The sequence below is a fragment of the Gemmobacter caeruleus genome, assembly GCF_008271655.1.
GTDB classification, from domain to species: domain Bacteria; phylum Pseudomonadota; class Alphaproteobacteria; order Rhodobacterales; family Rhodobacteraceae; genus Gemmobacter; species Gemmobacter caeruleus.
Map to the genome: position 1 here is coordinate 57,164 of NZ_VKKX01000053.1, position 20,216 is coordinate 77,379.

Genomic DNA, 20,216 nt, shown 5'->3' on the forward strand with positions numbered 1-20,216 from the left:
ATGATCCTGTGGCCCCTCTGCCCGGGGTCGGACGCGCGCCCCGGTGCCACTCGGACAGAGGGGGGGAAGCAGCTAGAAGGCGCCGGTCCGGCACGCGTCCTGAGATCCGGGCCTGCCGGCCCGGACCATCCGTCACCCGATCAGGCGGTGGCGATCTTCAGCAGCTTGATCGCCGCAAAGTCGGTGATGTCGCCGCCCACCCGCTTGGAGGCGTAGAACAGCACATGCGGCTTGGCCGAGAACGGGTCACGCAGCACGCGCAGGTCGGGGCGTTCGGCGATGGTATAGCCGGCCGCGAAATCGCCAAAGGCGATCGGATAGGCATTGGCGCCCACATCCGGCATGTCCTCGCAGATCAGCACCGGATAGCCCATCAGGCGCGGCGGCTCGCCCGCTTGCAGGCTGTCGCCCCACATGAAGCGGCCATCGGCATCCTTCATCTTGCGCACCGCGCCGGCGGTCTTGGAATTCATGATGAAGGCCGCATTGGCGCGGTAATCGGCGCCCAGGGCATAGACCAGGTTCACGATGCAGTCGCTGGCATTGGTGGTGGCGAAATCCGCCGCCGCACCCGTCGGCACATAGCCAAGGCTGCCCCAGGCCCAGGAGGCATTCGCCACCTTGGTCGGCAGCAGGATGCCCTTGGGCTTGTCCACGCCATCGCCATTGATGAAGGCCGCCGATTCCGCGCGAATGAACCGCGTGGCGATCTTGCCGGCCAGCCAGCCCTCCACGTCAAAGGCACTGTCATCCAGCAGACGCTGGCTCGCTTTCGGCATGGCCGACAGCTCGTGCAGCTTGATCGAGATGCGCTCGATCGCCGGCGACGAGGTTTCGGCCTGCGCGCCCGCCTCGGTAGCCCAGCCCGAGCCGACCTCGCTGCGGTCGATCAGAACGTCGAACGAAGGCCCGTCCACCTGCACCACATTGGCAATCGCCCGCAGGCTGGCGGTCGAAACCAGCATCGAGCGGATGCTGTCCGAGGTGCGCGGATCGACGAGATAGCCCCCATCGGCCGCCACGGCGGTGGACATGGCCTTGCCCTCCAGCACCAGGCCACGCAGCGCGTCGTCATCGCCGGTGCGCACATAGGCGTCAAAGGCCTTCACATGGGGCACCTCGATCTCCGCCTGGGTCGAAAGCACCGGGCGGCCATAGGTCGCGGATTTGGCGTTCAGCATGGTCAGTCGCTCTTCCTGTTGTTGCAACGCAGATTTCATTTCGCCCTGAAAGGTCTTGAACTCATTCAGGAAACCGGCCATCGCGGATTTCACCTCCGCTTCCGGTTCCAGGGCCGTATTCGGGGCCATGGGCATGCCGCCCCCGGCCCGAGCCTTCGTCTCGGTCATCGTCTTTTCCCCAAAAGGTTTCCGTGAAAGGCCGCCTCAGCGTTCGGCCAGGCTGCGCCGCGCATCGTCAAAGATCTGCGCCAGCGATCGCCAGGTCTCGGCCAGGCTGTCGCCCTTGGCCGCGACCCGCGCTTCGGGAAGCATGGGAAAGGTCACCAGCGACACCTCCCACAGCTCCAGCTCGGTCAGCAGGCGCTGCCCCTTCCCGTCGCGTTCCGATTTCACCGTGCGATAGCCGATCGACAGCCCGTCGATCGCCCCCGCCGCCAGAAGGGCCGCCGCCTCGCGCCCCTTCTCCACATCCGCGAGGATCCGCCCCTTGACCCAGAGGCCCCGGTCATCCTCGCGCACCTCGTCCCAGACGCCGATGGGCTGGGTCGGGTCGTGCTGCCACAACATCTTGACCCGCCGCCCCGCCGCACCCAGCCGCGCCAGCGACCCGGCATAGGCGCCGGCCTGCACCACATCGCCGCCCTGATCGCGCTTGCCGAACAGGCTCGCATAGCCCTCGATCAGCTGCCCCTCGGTGACGGTCAGCCCGCCGCCCGCCTCCGGGCCCAGCGCCACGAACTTCTGCTCGGGTGCGCCAAATCCGCCATTATATCCCATGTTCACCTCATCGCCGCTTTCAGAACCGCCTCCGCCCCCTGCGCCAGCAGAAAGGCCGCGACACCGTAAACCCCCAGCCAGATCCGCTTCTCCAGCCGCTCCAGCGTGCCCTCGATCTGGCCCAGCCGGTATTCCAGCGCGTTCCAGCGTTCCTCGGCGACCCGCTCATTGGCCTCGATCCGGGCATGGGCCGCGTCGAAACTGTCGTAAAGGAACCGCGATCCGCTGCCGCCGGGCTTGGTCATTCGCCCTCCGCCAGCCGGGGCAGGCCCAGCAGCGCCCGCTTTTCGGCCTGGGTCAGGAACTCCGCCGCGCCGACCCGCGCCCATTGCTGATCCCGCTCCACCGCCAGCGCCGGCACCTGATCCAGGTCGGGCTTCAGCTCCACCGCCTCGCCGCTGAACCCTTCCAGCCAATGCGACACCGCCGCCGTCACCCGCGCCACCAGCGGCAGCACCGTCAGGCGATAGAAGGCACGATTGGCCTCCTGGTAATTGGCATAGGTCGCATCACCCGGAATGCCGATCAGCATCGGCGGCACGCCAAAGGCGATGGCAATCTCCCGCGCTGCCGACAGCTTGGTCTCATGGAACTCCATATCCGAGGGCGAAAAGCCCATCGGCTTCCAGTCCAGCCCGCCTTCCAGCAGCATCGGCCGCCCGGCATTGCGCGCGCCCTGATGGTTGGCCTCCAGCTCGCCCACCAGCCGGTCATACTGATCGCCCGACAGCGTGCCCGCCCCGTCCGGCCCCTTGTAGACTATCGCCCCCGAGGGCCGCGCCGCATTGTCCAGCAGCGCCTTCGACCAGGCGCTCGCGCTGGAATGCACATCCACCGCCACCGCCGCCGCCTGCATGGGCGACAAGCCGTAATGGTCATCCTGCGGGTGGTAGAACCGGACATGACAGACCGGCGCCACCGGCCCGGTCATGTCAAAGCGATGCTTGCGCCCGCCCACGGCATAGTCATAGGCCACCGGCCAGCCATCGGCGCCGGGCACCAGGCTCATCCGGTCGCTGCGCAACACATGCAGCTCGCCCGGGATCTGCCCGGCCCCCGGCACCGCCTCCAGATAGCCGTTCCCGCTCAGCAAAAGCTGGGTGTAAAGCGCCTCGAACAGATCGGCCCGCCCCTGTGCCGGATTGGGCCGCCGCACCAGATCCAGCACCGGATGCTGATCATACCGCCGCTCCGCATCCTGAAGCACCAGCGGCAGCGCCGCCGCCGCCTCGGCAATCAGCTTCACCACCCGAAACCCGATGGGATTGCCCTGAAAACCGTTCTTCATCAGGCTGATCCCGTCACGCGGGCTCCAGACCACGCGCCCCGAATTACCAAAGGCCACGACGCGCCCCGTGGCCGAGGCCTTCTGTTCCGGCACCGCCTTGTCCGCGCGCCGCAGGAAATCGAACACCATCCCGTTCTCCTTGCTTCCGGGCCAGCGCCCGCCGTTCCGCGCCCCGGCGCGGTTCCGCCCGCGCTGCCGCGGGCCTTTGCTCTTTGTCGAAATACTGCCGCCGGAGGCGTCTGCCCCCGCCAGCAGCGCAGGCTGTCAGAGCAGCCGCACCTGCGGCCGCAACTGCGCCTGCGCCGGCTCAATCATCAGCGCGGTCAGCGCCCAGACCAGGGCATCCACCCGGTCGGGCGATCCCTTGCCCTCATAACCGCGCGCGGTCATGCGGCACATCTGGTCCTCCAGCCGCGCCAGATGACGCAGATGGCTGACCCGGCCTTGCTCATACAGCGCGGCCACCGGCTCGGCCCGGGCGGTCTTGCCCTTGCTCGCCCGCACCGCCTTGTAGCTCACCAGCGGATCGACCTGCCGGATCACCGCCTGCACCAGATCGCCGCCCTGGTTGACCTCCGCCACCAGCCGGTCGGCGCCGTGACGCTGCATCGCCGCCACCGCCGCCCGCGCCCAGCCATCAGGCGAGGCGCCCTGCACGCTGGCATCCTCCAGCACATAGGCGCGCCAGTCCTGCACCGGCCCTTCGGTCACGGCGCCCACGACCACGATCCCGCATTCATCCGATCCGCCATGGCCCGTCACCGGCGGATCGACCGCCACCACCACGCGGCTCATCTCGGGCAGACGCTCCACCCGGCCCCGCTCGATCATCGCACTGGTCCAGAGCGCGCCTTCCGCATCTTCCAGCAACGCGCCCTCCAGTTCCTGCAAGCCCAGCCGCGTGCCGCCATAGCGCGCCTTCACCTCCTCCAGGAACGAGGCCGCCAGATGCGCCCGGTTCGCGTCGGTCGGCGCATGCGTCACCACGCTGGACGGGTTGTTCAGAATGGCCTTCAGCACCGCCACATTGCGCGGCGTCGTCGTCACCACCTGCTGCGGGTTGCTGCCCAGACGCAGCGCGAATTGCAGCTGATCCCAGGTTTCCTCGGCCTTCTTCCACTTGGCCAGCTCATCGACCCAGGCCGCGTCGAATTGCGGGCCACGCAGGCTCTCCGGCTCATGCGCCGAATACACCTGCGCCACCGCGCCATTCGGCCAGACCAGCCTCCGCCGCCCCGCCTCCCAGGTCGGGCGCCGATCCGGTGGCGAACAGGCGAGGATCCCGCTGTCGCCGAACACCATGACCTCACGCACCTGATCGACCGTCTCGCCCACCAACGCCACCCGTGCCGCCCGGCCGGGGTCAGAGGGGCGCGCGCCTTCCACCATGGATCGCACCCATTCCGCCCCGGCCCGCGTCTTGCCGGCACCGCGCCCGCCCATGATGACCCAGGTCTTCCAGGCCCCTTCGGGCGGCAACTGATGCGGCAGCGCCCAGAACTCGAACATCCAGGGCAGCGCCAGCAGCGCCGCGTCGCTCAAGCCCCCCAGAAATTCATCCACCTGCTCCGGCGTCACGGAGGCGAGCCAGGCGGCGCCCGATCTCAGACCGGGCTGCGGCGAAATCCAGTTCTCCGGCGCCTCCGGCGACCCCGGCCACCTGTTTGCGGAGTTTGTCAACACGCGTCCTTTCATCCATCACCATCTGGAAGGCGGCGCGCAGATCCTTGACCGCCTGCATGGCGGTCTTGACCTCGCCCAGCTCGCCCTGCCGCAGCCGTTCCGTCGCTGCGGTCAGTTCAAGCGCCACCTCCCGGTAGAGTTCTTCCGTCGCCCGAAGCAATGCCTCGGGCGCCCGATCCCCTTCGGAGAATTCCATTCCCATCCTGCTGCCGCCCGCCTCTCATGCCTCTGCACGAGTGAAATGGAAAAGCGAGCGCCCGGGTGCCCCCCGATCCGTCGCTCGCCCATTTCTTCTAGCATGCGCCAAGTCTTACACCAGGCCGCACGCAAAGTCAAATAGTTTTGTATTTTCAATATCTTAACGGACAGTTCGCAACTGTGCGCCCGCGCGCAACACCGCCTCAGTCGCGCAGGCGGTGCCACAGGGCCACCCCTTCCGCCACCCGTGCCGCGATGGTTTCGGCGTCAGGTTGCGCCATGGCCCCTGTCGCCCGGCGGATCTGCCAGTCTCCGATGACCAGCCGCAGCAACAGTTCAGCCTGATCGCCCAGCAGCGCCTCCAGCCGGGGCAGCACCGTCTCGCGTCCTGACTTGGCCAGCGCTTCGCCCAGCGCTCCGCTGGCATCCGCGGCGGCGGCCCGGTTCAGCGCCACCGCCCGCGGGCCGGTCAGCATGGTCAGCAGCGCAATCAGCACCTGGTCCAGCGGCCCTTCCAGCCCACGCGCCACCTCGGCGGCGTTGCGCGCGACCAGCGCGCCGAACAGCCCCACCTTGTCGCCATACCAGCGATAGAGCGTCTCGTTCGAGGCCCGCGCCGCCTTGGCGACCGCCAGCATCGACGTCGCCTCAAAGCCCCGCTCGGTCAGCAGGGCAAAGGCCGCCTCCTCGATCGCCGACTGGCGCGACGCTTTTGCCGCATCATCCATTGCGCACCTCCGGCTTGACCGTAACGCCGTATACGGCAATATCAAGACGTACACACTGTTACGGATACAGCCATGACCAAAACCGTCGGCCTGCTGGCACTGATCCTCTCCGCGCTGATCTTCGGGTTCTTTTATGCCTGGGTCTGTTCGACCATGTGGGGCCTCGACCGGCTTGACCCCGCCACGGCCATCGCCGCGATGAATGCGATGAACGGGTCGGTGCGCAATGGCGTCTTTGCCCCGGCCTTTTTCGGCACCGCCCCGGCGCTTCTGGTCGCCGCGATCGTGGCATGGCAAAACCGCCCCGCGGCCCTGTTCTTCGGCCTCGCGGCCGTCACCTATGCCCTGCTGGGCGTCGGCATCACCGCCAGCGTCAACGCGCCGATGAATGCCGAACTCGCCCGCACCGCGATCCCCGATGACCCCGCCCAGGCCCAACAGATCTGGACCGCCTATTCAAGCCGCTGGCAGACATGGAACCAGATCCGGGCGCTCGGCTCCGGCCTGGCCTTCATCCTCGCGGCACTCGGCTTTGCCCGGCTGAAATGAAAAAGGGGGGCAACGCCCCCCTTTTCTTTCCCGGATCACGGGTTCTGCTGACCCTGCTCCTGCTCTTGCAGCATCTGCGCCTCGATCTCGCGCCATTTGGCGACATTGGCGTTATGCTCCTCCAGCGTGGTGGCAAAGGCATGGCCCCCCGTGCCATCGGCCACAAAGAACAGGTAATCGCTTTGTGCCGGGTTCATCGCGGCGGCAATACTGTCGCGCCCCGGATTGGCGATCGGCGTCGGCGGCAGCCCCTGGATCACATAGGTATTGTAGGGCGTGGCCTTGCGCAGCTCGCTCTGCCGCAGGCCGCGCCCCAGCACGCCCTCACCCTTGGTGATGCCATAGATCACCGCCGGGTCGGTCTGAAGCCGCATCCCCTGCCGCAGCCGGTTGACAAAGACGCTGGCGACCAGCGGCCGTTCATCCGCCACCCCGGTTTCCTTTTCCACCAGCGAGGCCATGACCAGCGCCTTTTCCGGCGTGTCATAGGGCAGATCGCCCGCCCGCCCGGCCCAGAGATCGGCCAGGATGCGGGTCTGCTTGTCCTGCATCTCGGTCAAGAGCGCCGCGCGGCTTTCGCCCTTTTCCACCTCATAGGCATCGGGGGCCAGACTGCCCTCGGGCGGAACCTCCGCCACCTCGCCTTCCAGGAAATCGGCGCGCTTCAGGCTCTCCACCACCTGCCAACTGGTGACCCCCTCGGCCAGGGTGATCTGCCAGCGCAGATCGCCCGCCACGGCGGCATCCACATAGGCCTGCGGTGCGGCCTCGGCGGCGGGGTCGAACTTCACCACCTCGACATAGCGATTGGTCGCCGGGTCCAGCTCGCGCAGCAGGATTTCCGCCTTGGCCACGCCGATGCGGAAATTCACCTCGCGCCCGCAGGTCGAGGCCCCGCCCGCCGTCAGCACATCGACGATCTGCGCCATCGAGGCCTTTTCGGGCACGAGGTACGAGCCGAATTTCAGCCCCTTCGCCTTGCCCGAATAATCCGCCCCGATGCGGAAGATGCGCGCGTCCGTGACCGCACCCTGCGCCTCCAACCCGCGGCTCACCTCGCTGAGCGAGGCGCCGCGTTCCACCTTGACACAGACCGGCTGGGCCAGCGGCCCCGGCCCCAGATATTGCTGCCGGCCCCAGGCCAGCACGCCCGCCACCGCGACCAGCGCCACGATGAACAGCGTCAGCGCGTTCGACGCGACCGAGCGCCACATCAGTCGCGCACCTTGCCCAGAACCAGGCTCGCATTGGTGCCGCCAAAGCCAAAGCTGTTCGACAGCGCCACGTCGATCTTGCGCTTCACCGCCTTGTTCGGCGCCAGATCCAGTTTCGGCTGGACCGCCGGATTGTCGAGGTTGATCGTCGGCGGCGCCACCTGATCGCGGATCGCCAGCACGCAGAAGATCGCCTCCACCGCGCCCGCCGCCCCCAGAAGGTGCCCGATGCTCGACTTGGTCGAAGACATCGTGGCCTTGGCCGCCGCATCGCCCATCAGCCGCTCCACCGCGCCCAGCTCGATCGTGTCGGCCATGGTCGAGGTGCCATGCGCGTTGATGTAATCCACCTGATCCGGCGTGATCCCGGCGCGGGCCAGGGCCGCGCTCATCGACCGGAAGCCGCCATCGCCATCTTCCGACGGCGCTGTGATGTGATAGGCATCGCCCGACAGGCCATAGCCCAGCACCTCGGCATAGATCTTGGCGCCGCGCGCCTTGGCGTGTTCGTATTCCTCCAGCACGACGACGCCGGCGCCCTCGCCCATGACAAACCCATCGCGGTCGGCATCATAGGGGCGGCTGGCCTTTTCCGGCTCGTCCGCGCGCTTGGTGGACAGCGCCTTGCAGGCGTTGAAGCCCGCGATCCCGATTTCGGAAATCGGGCTTTCCGCGCCGCCGGCCACCATCACATCGGCGTCGCCCCACATGATCAGTCGCGCCGCATCGCCAATGGCATGGGCGCCGGTGGAACAGGCGGTGACGACCGCATGGTTCGGCCCCTTGAAACCGAAACGGATCGACACCTGACCCGAGATCAGGTTGATCAGCGCCCCGGGGATGAAGAAGGGCGACACGCGCTTCGGCCCCTTTTCCTTGATCAGCACCGCGGTTTCCGCGATCGAGGACAGCCCGCCGATGCCCGACCCGAGCATGACGCCGGTGCGCAGGCGGCCTTCCTCGTCCTGCGGCTCCCATCCCGCATCCTTCACGGCCTGCACGGCGGCGGCCATGCCGTAAAGGATGAAGTCATCGACCTTGCGGCGCTCTTTCGGCTCCATCCAGTCATCGGCGTTGAACGTGCCGTCGCTGCCATCCCCCATCGGGATTTCGCAGGCATATTTCGTCACCACATTGGTCGTGTCGAACCGCGTGATCGGGCCAGCGCCCGATTGCCCGTCCAGCAGCCGCTTCCAGGTCTCCTCCACCCCGCAAGCCAGCGGCGTGACCATCCCAAGACCCGTGACAACAACGCGACGCATCCGATCTTCCCTCTGTCCAGAACGCCCCCGCGGGGCCAGAAATCCCCGCGTTGATACACGCAGGGGTCCGCTTAGGCAACAATCGCCACCCCCGGGATGGGCCTTGACGGCAAAGGGCCGCGCCCGATGGCACGGCCCCCGATCCTTCGCCCACCGATGCTATCACTTGCGCCGGGCGGTCAGCTCCACCTTGACCACGACCGGAAAGCCCACGCTGCTTTCGTCGCCATAGCTGGCCCCCATGCCAAAGGCGCGGCGATCCAGCGTGGTTTCGCCCTGCATCTGCGCGGTGTCGCCGGTGATGTTCAGCGTGAAGGGCAGACTGACCGGCTGGGCCGATCCGCGCAGCGTCAGGCTGCCCTGCGCCACATGGGCCGCGCCATCGGGCAGGATATCGGCCTCGAACAGCGCGGTCTTGTGGGTGGCGGTGTCAAAGAACTCGGCCCCCTTCGCCTGATCGGTGACCGAGCCCAGGACGAGCGTCGTCGTGTCGATCTCTACCCGCACATGGCCTTGCGGGCCGGCGGTCACGCTGTCGTCAAAGCGGATCTCCGCCCGCCAGTCGGGCAGGCTGCCCTGCACATCGGCCCCCATCTGGCGCACCACAAAGGTCAGACTGCCGCTTTCCACCTGCCAATTGCCACCGGCCGCAGCGGCGACGGGCGCCGCGGCCGGCGCCGCCTCGGGCGCGCGCCCCGCCAGACCCAGCACCGCCAGTCCGGCCAGCGCAAAGACCGCCAGCGCCGCGATGGCCGGCGCGCGCGGATGCGCCCCCGCACCGCTCCCCACCGCACGGCCCGTCACCATCCGCGCCAGCGTGCCGTCGCGGTCGATCAGCGCATGTTTCAGCGCCCCCACCACATGCAGGATCACCGCCAGTATCAGCAGCTTGGAAAACACCCCGTGCAGCGCGCCCGCCACCTGTCCCACCACCTCGGATTTCGGCACAAAGGGCAGCGACTGGCCCAGGGGCCACAGGATCGGCGCGAAACCATCCACCGCCGCATGATGCACCCAGCCCGACAGCGGCATCAGCACCATCGCGGCATAAAGCATCCAATGCACGCCTTCGGCCACCGCCGTTTCCAGCCGCCGCTCCGGGTGCAGCGGCGCCGGGCGCGGCTGGCTCAGCGCCCAGAGAATGCGCAACACCGCCACGAAAAACGCCGCCACCCCGATCGTCTTGTGCCAGGAATAGACCTGCGCCTTGATCGCCAGCGTCTCCGAGGTGTCAAACGGCAGATCCTCGCCATACAGCCCCAGAAAGATGGCGGAAAGGATCAGAAGCGCGGTCAGCCAGTGCAGGCTGCGCGCCACCCAGCCATAGCGGCTGGCGGTATTCGTTGCGGGCATCGTTATCTCCTGTAACCTGCCCGCAGGATAGCAAGACGCCGCCCCGGGCACGACCCCGGGACGGCGCACAGATCTTGTGCGGTGATGCGCGGGCCTCAGCCGAGCCAGAGGCTCCAGCCGTTCATGCCGTCGGCAAAGGTGACCAGCGCGATGGCGCGGGCGCTGCCATTGCCATCGACATCATAAGACAGCGTCTTTGTCGCGCTGTCATAGAGGAAGTGGTCGCTGGCATCCTGCGCCGCGCCGATCACGCAATCCTCCGCCGAAACCTGCCCGGTTTGGCCTTCATAGCCAAAGGCGGCAGCGCGCAGTTCGATCCGGTCCACCGCCGCATCGAAATCGGAAATGACGCTGCCCCGCTCCTTGGCCGAGATGAAGCGGAACGTGTCCGCGCCCAGCCCGCCCACCAGCAGATCGGCGCCGCGCCCGCCTTGCAGCACGTCATCGCCGTCGCCGCCCAGAATCGTGTCGGCCAGGCTGGAGCCGAACAGCAGGTCATTGCCGCCATCGCCCTGGATCAGGTTGCCATGCGCGGTGCCATAGATCGTGTCATTGCCCTCGCCGCCATAAACGGTGTCGGACCCGCCGCCGGCCCAGATCAGATCATCGCCCGCGCCGGCGTCGATCAGATCGGCGCCCCCCCGCGCATAGATCGTATCGGCCCCGGCCCCGCCCAGAATCGTGTCGGCCCCTTCGCTGCCGCGGATCATGTCCGCGCCATCGCCGCCATCCAGCGCGGCCCAGCTGGCCCGGCGCGCGTTCAGCACATCGTCGCCCAGCCCGCCCGACAACGAGTCATGCCCGGTGCCCGCATCCAGGTAGTCATTGCCATCGCCGCCGATCAGGCTGTCATTGCCCGCCCCGCCATAAAGCCGATCATCGTCATCGCCGCCGAACAGCGTGTCATTGCCACGTCCGCCCGCCAGCGTGTCGGCGCCGACACCGCCCGCGGCATGATCATGATTGACCACTTCCTGCGCCACATCCTTGTAGATATCGGCCCCCTCGCCCAGCGAGATCGTGCCGCTGACCGTGCCCCGGTTGATGAAGCGGTCATCGCCGGTGCGCAGGTCGATCGTCCCGGCGATCGTGCCCAGATTGCGGATCACATCGCTGCCGGCTGCGCCATAGATCGCCTCGGCCCCGCTCAGCGCGCCGCGATTGGTAAAGGCCAGGACACCGGTCCCGAAGGGCGCATAGATGCCGTAATTATTGCCCTCGATCACCCCGTTATTGGTGATGCGCGTCGTGCCATTGTCGCCGATCAGCGCCCAGATCCCCGCATTGTCGGCATCGACATGGCCGGCATTCCACATCACCGTATTCTGGCCATCCAGCACCACGCCGTTCGAATGGGTATAGAGCCCGCGCCCGCCCGAGGTGATCAGCGCCGTGGCGCCGATGACGATGCGCTGCGGCGCGCTGGAGCCGAGGATCTTGAGCCCGTCATCCTCGCCATGCAGCGTGCCGTAGATGTAATAGCGGTGCGAACCTTCCCACCCATTGATCGCGCTGGCGCCTGTGGAGGTAACGGTGATTCCCGCATCCACGCGAATCCGGTCCGTCCCGGAAAGGATGTAGCCATCCCCCTCACCATAGACGTTTTCAGCAACAATAAGTGCCATTTCCCGGCCTTTCCCTGGAATTGTTCACAATCTTTAACCAATTGAAATATATCGTGTTTTATAAAAAATGTCACGCAGGAATCTCCCATCTTGGTAAAATTGAGGCGAACTCGCGGCCCCCGCGCGGGTTTTGCGGCACCCGATGGCGCCGCCCCGCGCGCGGCCCCGCATGATGGCTGGACGATTGCGCAGAATGGCGCTTCGGGCTATCCCCGGGGGCAAACCGCACTGGAGGACAGATGAGCCGCGCATTCGTATTTCCGGGCCAGGGGGCGCAGACCATCGGCATGGGCCGCGCCCTGGCCGAGACCTATCCGGCCGCCCGCGCCGTCTTTGACGAGGTCGATGAGGCGCTTGGCGAAAAGCTGTCATCGCTGATCTGGGAAGGCGACATCGCCGAACTGACGCTGACGCAGAACGCCCAGCCCGCGCTGATGGCGACCTCCATCGCCGCACTCCGCGCGCTGGAAAGCGAAGGCATCGGCATCGACAGCGCCGCCTTCGTCGCCGGGCATTCGCTGGGCGAATATTCCGCGCTTTGCGCGGCGGGGTCGCTGAAACTCTCGGATACCGCGCGGCTGCTGCGCATTCGTGGCCAGGCCATGCAAGAGGCCGTGCCGGTGGGCATCGGCGCCATGGCCGCGCTGCTGGGGCTGGATTTCGAGGCCGCGACCGAGGTCGCCGCCGAAGCCGCGCAAGGCGAGGTCTGCCAGGCCGCCAATGACAACGACCCCGCACAGGTCGTCGTCTCGGGGCACAAGGCCGCCGTGGAGCGCGCGGTGGAGATCGCCAAGGCCCGCGGCGCCAAGCGCGCCCTGCTGCTGCCGGTCAGCGCCCCCTTCCATTGCGCGCTGATGCAACCCGCCGCGCATGTCATGGCCGAGGCGCTTGCCGCCGTGACGGTGGAAAATCCCGCGGTGCCCGTGGTCGTGAACGTGCGCGCCGAAGCCGTGATGGAGGCCGACCGCATCCGCGACCTGCTGATCGCGCAGGTCACCGGCTCGGTCCGCTGGCGCGAAAGCGTGCTGTGGATGGAACAGGCCGGCGTGACGGAATATTGGGAAATCGGGGCCGGCAAGGCGCTGTCGGGCATGATCAAGCGCATCGTCAAGGGCGCCGAGACGCGGGCCGTCGGCACGCCCGAGGACGTGCTGGCCGCGAAAGGTTGAGCCGGGCCGATTTTTCGACGAAAAATCGGGGAACGGGGACCGGATCGTGTGATGGGCTGAGAGGGCGCGGGGGGCTGTCTGCCCCCCAGGGCCCGCGGCCTTCTCCCCGAGGATATTTGGAAGAAGAACAAGGGGCGGATCGGCGCCTTTCGGAAAGGAAACGGGATGTTTGATCTGAGCGGCAAGACGGCGCTGGTGACCGGCGCTTCGGGCGGGATCGGCGGCGAGATCGCGCGGGCGCTGCACCAGGCGGGGGCGGTGGTGACCCTTTCGGGCACCCGGCGCGCACCGCTGGAGGCGCTGGCCTCGGATCTGGGCGAGCGGGTCTTTGTCGAGACCTGCGATCTGTCCGATGCGGCCAGTGTCGAGGCGCTGCCCAAGGCGGCGGCGGCGGCGATGGGGTCGGTGGACATTCTGGTGAACAATGCCGGCATCACCCGCGACAACCTGTTCATGCGGATGTCGGATGACGAATGGCAATCGGTGCTGGACGTGAACCTGACCTCGACCTTCCGCCTGTGTCGCGGCGTGCTGCGCGGCATGATGAAGGCCCGCTGGGGGCGCATCGTCAATATCAGTTCCGTCGTCGGCGCGACCGGCAATCCCGGCCAGGGGAACTATGCCGCCTCCAAGGCGGGCATGGTCGGCATGTCGAAAAGCCTGGCGGCCGAGGTGGCCAGCCGGGGAATCACCGTCAATTGCATCGCGCCGGGCTTCATCACCACGGCGATGACCGAAAAGCTGAATGACGAGCAGAAGGCGCGCATCCTGACGCAGGTGCCCGCCGGCCGCATGGGCGAGGCGGCCGAGATTGCCGCGGCCACCCTGTATCTGGCCAGCCCCGAGGCGGGCTATGTCACCGGCACCACGCTGCATGTCAATGGCGGCATGGCGATGATCTGACGGCGGCGCGGCGCGCCTGCGGGAAAGGGTTTGCCAAGCCCCTGCCCGCTTGCTATAGCCGCGAACGGAACCACCGGGCTCGAAGGGCTTTGGTGCCCTGCCCGTGGGCGGGGAAAGATGCCAAGGGGTGTGGTTGCCCCGCGGCGGGGACACCACTTGGGGGCAACCCCTGAACGATGAGGAAGTGACAATGAGCGACATCGCAGATCGCGTGAAGAAGATCGTCGTCGAGCATCTCGGCGTCGAAGAGGACAAGGTGACCGAGACCGCCTCGTTCATCGACGATCTGGGCGCCGACAGCCTCGACACCGTCGAACTGGTCATGGCTTTCGAGGAAGAATTCGGGATCGAGATCCCCGATGACGCCGCCGAAACCATCCAGACCTTCGGCGACGCGGTCAAGTTCATCTCGGGCGCGGTGTGATCCACACCCCCGTGTGACACGGATCAGGGCTCCCCTTGCGGGAGCCCTTCTGTTTTGCGGACCCGCCTGCCCAGATCGCTGAAAAAGCGCAGCAGATAGCCGTCCGGGTCGGCCACGACGAACTGCCGGTTGCCGACCTCATGGTCGTCGCGGCGATACCAGCGATCCTCCAGCGGCAGGTGCAGCGCATGGCCGGCGGCGATCAGCCGGGCGGCCAGGGTCTCGGCATCGGGGATCTCGATCTGGAGATTGACGCCGCGCCCAAAAGGATGGGCCGGCGGCGGCGCGAAATCGCGCCCGAGGCCAAGCTGGTCAAGCATCAGCGCCGCGCCGTCGCGTTCCAGCCAGCAGAACCCCTCCTCGGGCCGGGCATAGCGCAGCGCAAAGCCCAGCATCCCGGTATAGAACGCGCAAGACCGGCGCCAGTCGCTGACCGACAATTCGGGCACCAGGGCGGGCATGCGCTTTCTCCAATGACAAAGGGCGGAGGCCGCAGCCCCCGCCCGTCAGACTGGCCGCAAGGGCCGGTCGGTTCAAGCCGTCATTCGGCCTTCATCGCCTCGATCGAGATCTGCACCGTCACCTCGTCGCTGACATAGGGCGCGAACATGCCGAGGTTGAAGTCGCTGCGCTTGACCACGGTCGCGCCGGTAAAGCCCAGCCACGGCTTCTTTTCCATCGGATGTTCCATCGCCTGCGTCAGGGCAGCGTCGATCACGACCGGCTTGGTCACGCCGTTCAGCGTCAGTTCGCCGGTGATTTTGGCGGTCTTTTCGCCGGTCACCTCGATCGCGGTGGATTTGAACGACACCATCTCGTCATCGGCGGCGTCAAAGAAATCGGGCGACATGAAATGGTCAAAGCGCGCCTGCCAGCCGGTCAGCATGGATTTCACCGGGAAGGCCACCTCGACCGAGGAATCGGCCGGCGCGGCCGCGTCATAGCTGATCTTGCCGTCAAAGCCCGAGAACAGGCCATAGCTGGTCGAGAAACCCAGATGGTTGTAGCTGAACAGGATCTGGCTGTGGCTGGGATCCAGCACATAGGCCTCGGGCGCGGCCAGAACCGGGGCGGCGAACAGAGAGGCGACGAGGGCAAGGGGGGCGACGCGGATCAAGGGAAACTCCTGCATGGTCAAGGATTTGGCCAGCTTTTTGCTGCGACCGCACAATGACCGGGGTCAGGCCAGGGCTCAATTCGCCATGTTCCCACAAGTTTTGTGCGCAGATGCACATCACGCCTCTGTGGGCGCCCCTTGTCGGCCCGCGAACAGGGGGCCGACCGGCTTGCTGCGCAGCGCCCCATCGGCGGCGCGCAGCAGGAACAGCGCATCCAGACCCGCGCGCCGCGCCAGTTCCGGACCGTGCAGCGGCCCCGCGACCATCAGCGCCGTCGCCCAGGCGTCGGCCTCGGCGCAAAGCGGGGCCACCACGCTGACCGAGGCGGGCGGGGACGGCAGCGGCGCGCCACGGCGCGGGTCCATCGTATGCGACAGGCGCCGGCCCTGCACCGTCACCCAGTGGCGATAATCGCCCGAGGTCGCCACGGCGGCATCCTGCAAGGCCAGGATCGCCTGTGGCGCCCGGCGCGCGGGGTCGGGCGCCTCGACCGCGAGGGTCCAGGGGGTGCCGTCGGGCCGCAGGCCAAGCGCGCGCATCTCGCCGTCGATCCCGACCAGGGCCGCCGCGATGCCGTGATCGGCCAGCACCTCGGCCAGCCGGTCCACCCCATGCCCCTTGGCGATGCCGTTCAGGTCAAGCTGGCAGGGCGCGCGCTTGCGCAGGCGGTCCCCCTCCAGATCAAGCAGCGCATGGGCGGGCTGGCGCGGGGCGTCCAGTGCCGCCCGGATCGCCTGCGGATCGGCGGCATCGGGGCCAAAGCCCCAGGCACGCACCGCATCGCCCATGGCGATGTCAAACGCGCCGTCCGAGGCCCGCCCGATGCGCAGCGCCAGCGCCAGCACCCGCGCCAGCCCGTGCGGCAGCGCGACCCAGGCGCCGACCGGCGCGCGGTTCAGGCGCATCAGCGCACTGTCGGGCCGCCAGGTGGACATCTCCTCCTCCACCTCGTCCAGCGCGGCCTGAAGCGCGGCGCGGATCGGCGCCGTATCGACCGCAGCCGGGGCAAAGAACAGCGCCGACCAGCGGCTTCCCATGGCAGGCCCGTTCAGCGCGTGACGCCGGAGCGCATCAGTAAACATCTTCGACATAGCGCCCCTCGGCCTTGAGATGCGCGGGCGTCAGGCCCGCCGGCGCCAGGATGTCCTCCAGCGCGCGGGCGACGCCCTGCGCCATGTCGCGCCCGCCACAGACCATGACCCGCGCCCCGCCCCGGATCGCCTCCAACACCTGTGCGGCCTCTTGCCGCAGCGCGTCCTGCACATGATGCGGCCGCGCCCCGCGCGAGGCGGCGGTGACCAGCCGCGCCAGCCGGCCCGCCGCCTGCCATGCCGCCAGATCATCGCGATACAGAAAATCGCTCTCCGGGTGCCGCATGCCAAAGAACAGCAGGACCGGCCGACGGCGGCGATTGGCGCGGATGAAACCGGCCAGCGGGCCGATACCGCTGCCCGCCCCGATCAGGATCAGCGGCGCCGCCCCCCGCCCGACGCGGAAGCCTGGATTGCGGCGCAGAAAGGCATTGATCGTGTCGCCCGGTTCCAGCGCCAGCAACTGCCCGGAACAAAGCCCGCCGGGCTGCTTGCGCACCACCAGTTCCACAAAGCCGTCGCGCCGCCCCGATGCCAGCGAATAGAAGCGCGGCAGATCGGCGCCCTCGGGCAGGACACCCAATAGATCGCCCGCCTGAAACCGCCCAAGGCCCCGCCCCGTCAGCCGCGCGACCAGACCCGCCTTCGGCAGCGCAAAGCGCAGGATCGCGGTCGGTGCCTGCACCTCGGCGCCATGATCCCGGCGCGACAGCAGCGTCAATTGCGTGACCGCCGGTGGCGCGGCACGATGCGCCAGTTCCAGCCGAAGCCCGAGCGCCGCGCCAAGCGCCCGCCCCCAGCGGGCAAAATCCTGCGGGGACTGGCGGTCCACCCGATCCGGCGCGATCAGACGGGACCAACCCTTGTCCTCTGCCGCCGCAACCACACGATCGGCAAAGGCGCAGAACCCGGGAAAGCTGCGATCGCCAAAGCCCAGCACCGCGAGCGGTGCCGTCGGGGCGGCGGGCCATTGCGCCAGCCGCTCCAGAAAGCCGCGGGCCGAGGCGGGTGCTGCGCCGTCGCCATACGTCGCGGCAAGGATCACAAAGCGTTCGGCGCGCGGGTGGCGCGCGGGGTCAAACCCCGCCATCGCCGCCAGATGCACCGCCTGCCCCTGCGCTTGCAGCCCGCGCGCCAGCGTGGTGGCAAAGCCCCAGGTGCTGCCGCCTTCGGACCCGACCAGGATCACCGTTTCGGCCCTTGCGGCCGGCGCCATGCCCGCAAGACGCGGACGCCCGCGCCGCCCGGCCAGCCAGACCAGAGCGCCGGTCACCCCGAGCAACGGCACGCTCAGCGCCATCAGGCCCAGGACCAGCCCGACCAGCACCGCGCCCTGCCCGGTATGCAGCCGATAGATCGTCTCGGACAGGTGCTGCATCGCCCCCGCCCCGGCCCAGGACAGCAGCGCGCCATTGCCCTGATCGACCAGACCGATGCCCTCTGCCGTCTCGATCCGCAGCACATCCTGCGCATCCCCTTCGGCGGGAAAGCCCAGCTTGCGCAGCGACGCAACCGGCACCGCGCGCAGGGCGGGCATGTCGGCCGGGCTCAGCCCGGTCAGGCCGCTGACCGCCGCCGGCTGGGCCGGGCGTGGCGCCGCATCGGGCAAGAGGTCGAAGGTCGATCCCGTCATCCACAACGCGGTCAGCGCCGAAAACAGCAGAGCCGGCACCGCAATCCGCGCCACCTCCACATGCAGCCGCCCGGCCAGGGGGCCGCGCAGCCGTCCGGCCCAATGCCGCCAGCCCCCGGCCCGCCGCGCCACCAGCATGGCCCCCGAAACCGCAAGAACCAGCATCGCCGCCGCCCCCGCCGCCATGGCCAGCCGCCCCGCATCGCCCAGAAACAACGACCGGTGCAGCCCGGTCAGCCACCGCGCCAGCGGATCGGGATCGGCCGGCCCCAGATCGGCGCCGGTCGCCGGGTCGATCACCGCCGCCCCCGGCTGGCCGTCGGCGAACCACCAGGCGGTGATCCGGCCCGAAGGGGCGCGGCGGATTTCCTCCAGCCCAGGGTGACGTTCTGCCACCCGCGCGGCGAGGTCGGCCACGCTCTGCCCCGCGACCTCGGCCGGCGCGGTCAGCCGCTCGGCCAGCGGAAAGACCGACAGTGCCGCGCCGCTCAGCGCAAGGATCAGCACAAGGACAAGCGCCAGCAGCCCCGGCCAGCGGTGAAGCGCGCGGATCATGGAACGGCCCCCTTTTCAGCGATAGGTCAGGCTGGCGATGTAGCGCCGGCCCGGCACGGCGCGGCCAAGGCCCGCGCTGGTCAGCGGCACAGCGATCTCGTTGGGGCTGTCGCGCATGTCCTCGACCGCCGCATCGACATGCAGCGTATAGCCCGCATCAAACAGCGCATCCGCCAGATCGAGCGTGATTTCCAGATCGCGCCCGGCACCGACACTGGCGCCGGTGATGCCGTTGATCTGCGCCGGGTCGCCGCCGGTCGCGGCATACCAGTCGCTCAGATGTTCGTAATATTTCGACTTGCCGCCCGCCATCCACAGGCTGCCGACATAGGCGCCCGTGGCATCGGTCACGTAATAGGCCAGATAGGCCCCGTCGCCGCCGTAGGCGTTCAGCGTGGTGGTCAGGGTGACCGGACGCGCCAGCGCAAGTCCGGGCAGGGTCAGCGCGGTGGTCAGCGCAAGGGCGGCAAGAAGCGGTTTCATCGGGATTTCCTTTGTCAGAACCAGAGCCGGAGGGGGGGCGATCAGTTGGTCACGGCACGCGGCGGCGCGCCGTTGCCGAACAGGCCATTGGCCGGCGGCGCCACGCTGCCTGCCGGCGCGGGGTTGCCCCGCCGACCCGCCGCCCCCGCGCAATCGTCGTCATCGTCGTCGTCATCGTCACAATCGTCGTCATGATCGTCGCGACCCCGGCGGTCATGATCGTCGTCATCCTCATCGTCATCGTGATCGCTGCCGACGCGGATCAGATCCGCATCGCCGGCGGCAACACCGCCCGCCAGCGGGCCGGCGCCATGCCGAGCAAGGCCAAGGTCGATCGCCGCCAAAGCCGGCAGGCCAAGCAGCGCGGCCAGCGCGGTCGCTGCCAGGATCAAGGGAAAGGGCTGTTTCATCGCGATTCTCCTGAATGGGAATGGCGCCAGCTTCCTGCCCGAGACTGAGCGGTTCCTGACGTGGCACGGGTTTCTGCTTCAGCCAGCCGTCAGAAAGACAAAAAGGCCCCGCCGGACGCTGGCGGGGCCTTTCGCCACGTCGGCGCGACACAGGTGAGGCTAGTCCTCGCCCTGCCCTTCGCGCCGGTGATGGTCATCCGCGTCATCCTCGAACTCGACCTCCAGGATGCGCAGGGTGCCGGGATGGATCTTCACCTCGATCGCGCGCCCGCCCGTATCGCGACCGTCGATCTGGTAACAACCATCGTCGATGCGGATCCGGCGCACCGCCCAGCCCTGCGCCTCGGCCAGGCGCGCCACGGCCTCGCGCGGTTGCCATTCGGACATCGGCACCAGGCAATCGTCATCGGCCTGCGCCGCCCCTGCCGGCAAGGCCGCCAGAAAAGCAAGAATTGTCAACGCCTTTCGCATGCGCCACACTCCGGTCATGGCCATCTGACGGCCGATCTGATCGCCGATCTTGCAGCAGGATGCCGCCCGAAGCTGACGGCAGCCTGAAGCAGGCCCCGCCA

The 20,216-nt window shown here is 68.1% G+C and carries 22 protein-coding genes; 4 read left to right on the forward strand and 18 right to left on the reverse strand.

Annotated elements, in window-relative coordinates:
- Positions 1-140: 140 nt before the first annotated feature.
- The 7 genes from FOA17_RS18325 to FOA17_RS18355 all read right to left on the reverse strand — a co-directional run bounded on the left by FOA17_RS18325 (position 141) and on the right by FOA17_RS18355 (position 5,855).
- Entirely contained in the window at positions 141-1,349 is a 1,209-nt protein-coding gene (locus FOA17_RS18325) for a phage major capsid protein (RefSeq protein WP_149142964.1), read from the reverse strand.
- A gap of 36 nt (positions 1,350-1,385) precedes the next feature.
- Positions 1,386-1,958 carry an HK97 family phage prohead protease gene (locus tag FOA17_RS18330; RefSeq protein WP_149143016.1) on the reverse strand — a complete coding sequence of 191 codons (573 nt, stop codon included), beginning with the start codon at positions 1,956-1,958 and terminating at the stop codon, positions 1,386-1,388.
- A 2-nt stretch (positions 1,959-1,960) separates the two neighbouring features.
- Positions 1,961-2,203: a GTA head formation protein, RCAP_rcc01685 family gene (locus FOA17_RS18335; RefSeq protein ID WP_149142965.1), complete on the reverse strand. Its 243-nt coding sequence runs from the start codon at positions 2,201-2,203 to the stop codon at positions 1,961-1,963.
- Positions 2,200-3,375 (reverse strand): phage portal protein, encoded by a 1,176-nt coding sequence (locus FOA17_RS18340; RefSeq protein ID WP_149142966.1) that lies wholly within the window; start codon positions 3,373-3,375, stop codon positions 2,200-2,202. Before FOA17_RS18340 ends, FOA17_RS18335 begins: the two co-directional genes overlap by 4 nt.
- A gap of 135 nt (positions 3,376-3,510) precedes the next feature.
- Entirely contained in the window at positions 3,511-4,809 is a 1,299-nt protein-coding gene (locus tag FOA17_RS18345; protein ID WP_149142967.1) for a DNA-packaging protein, read from the reverse strand.
- Positions 4,802-5,125, reverse strand: coding sequence for a hypothetical protein (locus tag FOA17_RS20215; RefSeq protein ID WP_238991886.1), 324 nt, complete (start codon positions 5,123-5,125; stop codon positions 4,802-4,804). Before FOA17_RS20215 ends, FOA17_RS18345 begins: the two co-directional genes overlap by 8 nt.
- A gap of 205 nt (positions 5,126-5,330) precedes the next feature.
- The gene (locus FOA17_RS18355; protein WP_149142969.1) at positions 5,331-5,855 is read right to left on the reverse strand and encodes a TetR/AcrR family transcriptional regulator; all 525 of its coding nucleotides are present in this window, start codon (positions 5,853-5,855) and stop codon (positions 5,331-5,333) included.
- A 72-nt stretch (positions 5,856-5,927) separates the two neighbouring features.
- Here FOA17_RS18355 and FOA17_RS18360 point away from each other — a divergent pair, with 72 nt between their 5' ends.
- Positions 5,928-6,404 carry an anthrone oxygenase family protein gene (locus tag FOA17_RS18360; protein ID WP_149142970.1) on the forward strand — a complete coding sequence of 159 codons (477 nt, stop codon included), beginning with the start codon at positions 5,928-5,930 and terminating at the stop codon, positions 6,402-6,404.
- Positions 6,405-6,439: 35 nt separating this feature from the next.
- Here FOA17_RS18360 and mltG read toward each other — a convergent pair whose 3' ends face one another.
- From mltG to FOA17_RS20355, 4 genes are all read right to left on the reverse strand, one after another.
- Positions 6,440-7,618 carry an endolytic transglycosylase MltG gene (gene mltG / locus FOA17_RS18365; RefSeq protein ID WP_149142971.1) on the reverse strand — a complete coding sequence of 393 codons (1,179 nt, stop codon included), beginning with the start codon at positions 7,616-7,618 and terminating at the stop codon, positions 6,440-6,442.
- Positions 7,618-8,880, reverse strand: coding sequence for a beta-ketoacyl-ACP synthase II (gene fabF, locus FOA17_RS18370; protein WP_149142972.1), 1,263 nt, complete (start codon positions 8,878-8,880; stop codon positions 7,618-7,620). Before fabF ends, mltG begins: the two co-directional genes overlap by 1 nt.
- A 162-nt stretch (positions 8,881-9,042) precedes the next feature.
- Entirely contained in the window at positions 9,043-10,233 is a 1,191-nt protein-coding gene (locus FOA17_RS18375; protein ID WP_149142973.1) for a cytochrome b/b6 domain-containing protein, read from the reverse strand.
- 95 nt (positions 10,234-10,328) lie between these two features.
- Complete coding sequence (locus tag FOA17_RS20355) at positions 10,329-11,858, reverse strand: calcium-binding protein (protein WP_149142974.1); 1,530 nt, start codon at positions 11,856-11,858, stop codon at positions 10,329-10,331.
- A gap of 239 nt (positions 11,859-12,097) precedes the next feature.
- On the opposite strand from FOA17_RS20355, the gene fabD reads away from it, so the two are divergent.
- The 3 genes from fabD (at position 12,098) to FOA17_RS18395 (ending at position 14,354) form a co-directional block, all read left to right on the forward strand.
- Complete coding sequence (fabD, locus tag FOA17_RS18385; RefSeq protein ID WP_149142975.1) at positions 12,098-13,027, forward strand: ACP S-malonyltransferase; 930 nt, start codon at positions 12,098-12,100, stop codon at positions 13,025-13,027.
- A 165-nt stretch (positions 13,028-13,192) separates the two neighbouring features.
- On the forward strand, positions 13,193-13,930 hold the full coding sequence (gene fabG / locus FOA17_RS18390) for a 3-oxoacyl-ACP reductase FabG (protein ID WP_149142976.1): 738 nt from the start codon (positions 13,193-13,195) through the stop codon (positions 13,928-13,930).
- A 190-nt stretch (positions 13,931-14,120) separates the two neighbouring features.
- Positions 14,121-14,354, forward strand: a complete 234-nt coding sequence (locus FOA17_RS18395; RefSeq protein ID WP_149142977.1) for an acyl carrier protein — start codon at positions 14,121-14,123, stop codon at positions 14,352-14,354.
- Between the two features lie 23 nt (positions 14,355-14,377).
- Here FOA17_RS18395 and FOA17_RS18400 read toward each other — a convergent pair whose 3' ends face one another.
- From FOA17_RS18400 to FOA17_RS18430, 7 genes are all read right to left on the reverse strand, one after another.
- Positions 14,378-14,815, reverse strand: coding sequence for a bleomycin resistance protein (locus tag FOA17_RS18400; RefSeq protein ID WP_149142978.1), 438 nt, complete (start codon positions 14,813-14,815; stop codon positions 14,378-14,380).
- An 80-nt stretch (positions 14,816-14,895) separates the two neighbouring features.
- Entirely contained in the window at positions 14,896-15,486 is a 591-nt protein-coding gene (locus FOA17_RS18405) for a YceI family protein (RefSeq protein ID WP_149142979.1), read from the reverse strand.
- Positions 15,487-15,588: 102 nt separating this feature from the next.
- Positions 15,589-16,563 carry an FAD:protein FMN transferase gene (locus FOA17_RS18410; protein ID WP_149142980.1) on the reverse strand — a complete coding sequence of 325 codons (975 nt, stop codon included), beginning with the start codon at positions 16,561-16,563 and terminating at the stop codon, positions 15,589-15,591.
- A complete protein-coding gene (locus tag FOA17_RS18415) occupies positions 16,544-18,751 on the reverse strand; it encodes a PepSY domain-containing protein (protein ID WP_149142981.1) in 2,208 nt (735 codons plus the stop codon). The genes FOA17_RS18410 and FOA17_RS18415 overlap by 20 nt, the downstream gene beginning before the upstream one ends.
- 15 nt (positions 18,752-18,766) lie before the next feature.
- Positions 18,767-19,234 carry a DUF2271 domain-containing protein gene (locus FOA17_RS18420; protein ID WP_149142982.1) on the reverse strand — a complete coding sequence of 156 codons (468 nt, stop codon included), beginning with the start codon at positions 19,232-19,234 and terminating at the stop codon, positions 18,767-18,769.
- 41 nt (positions 19,235-19,275) lie between these two features.
- Positions 19,276-19,644, reverse strand: a complete 369-nt coding sequence (locus FOA17_RS18425; RefSeq protein ID WP_149142983.1) for a hypothetical protein — start codon at positions 19,642-19,644, stop codon at positions 19,276-19,278.
- A 159-nt stretch (positions 19,645-19,803) separates the two neighbouring features.
- Positions 19,804-20,115: a PepSY domain-containing protein gene (locus FOA17_RS18430; protein WP_149142984.1), complete on the reverse strand. Its 312-nt coding sequence runs from the start codon at positions 20,113-20,115 to the stop codon at positions 19,804-19,806.
- Positions 20,116-20,216 lie beyond the last annotated feature (101 nt).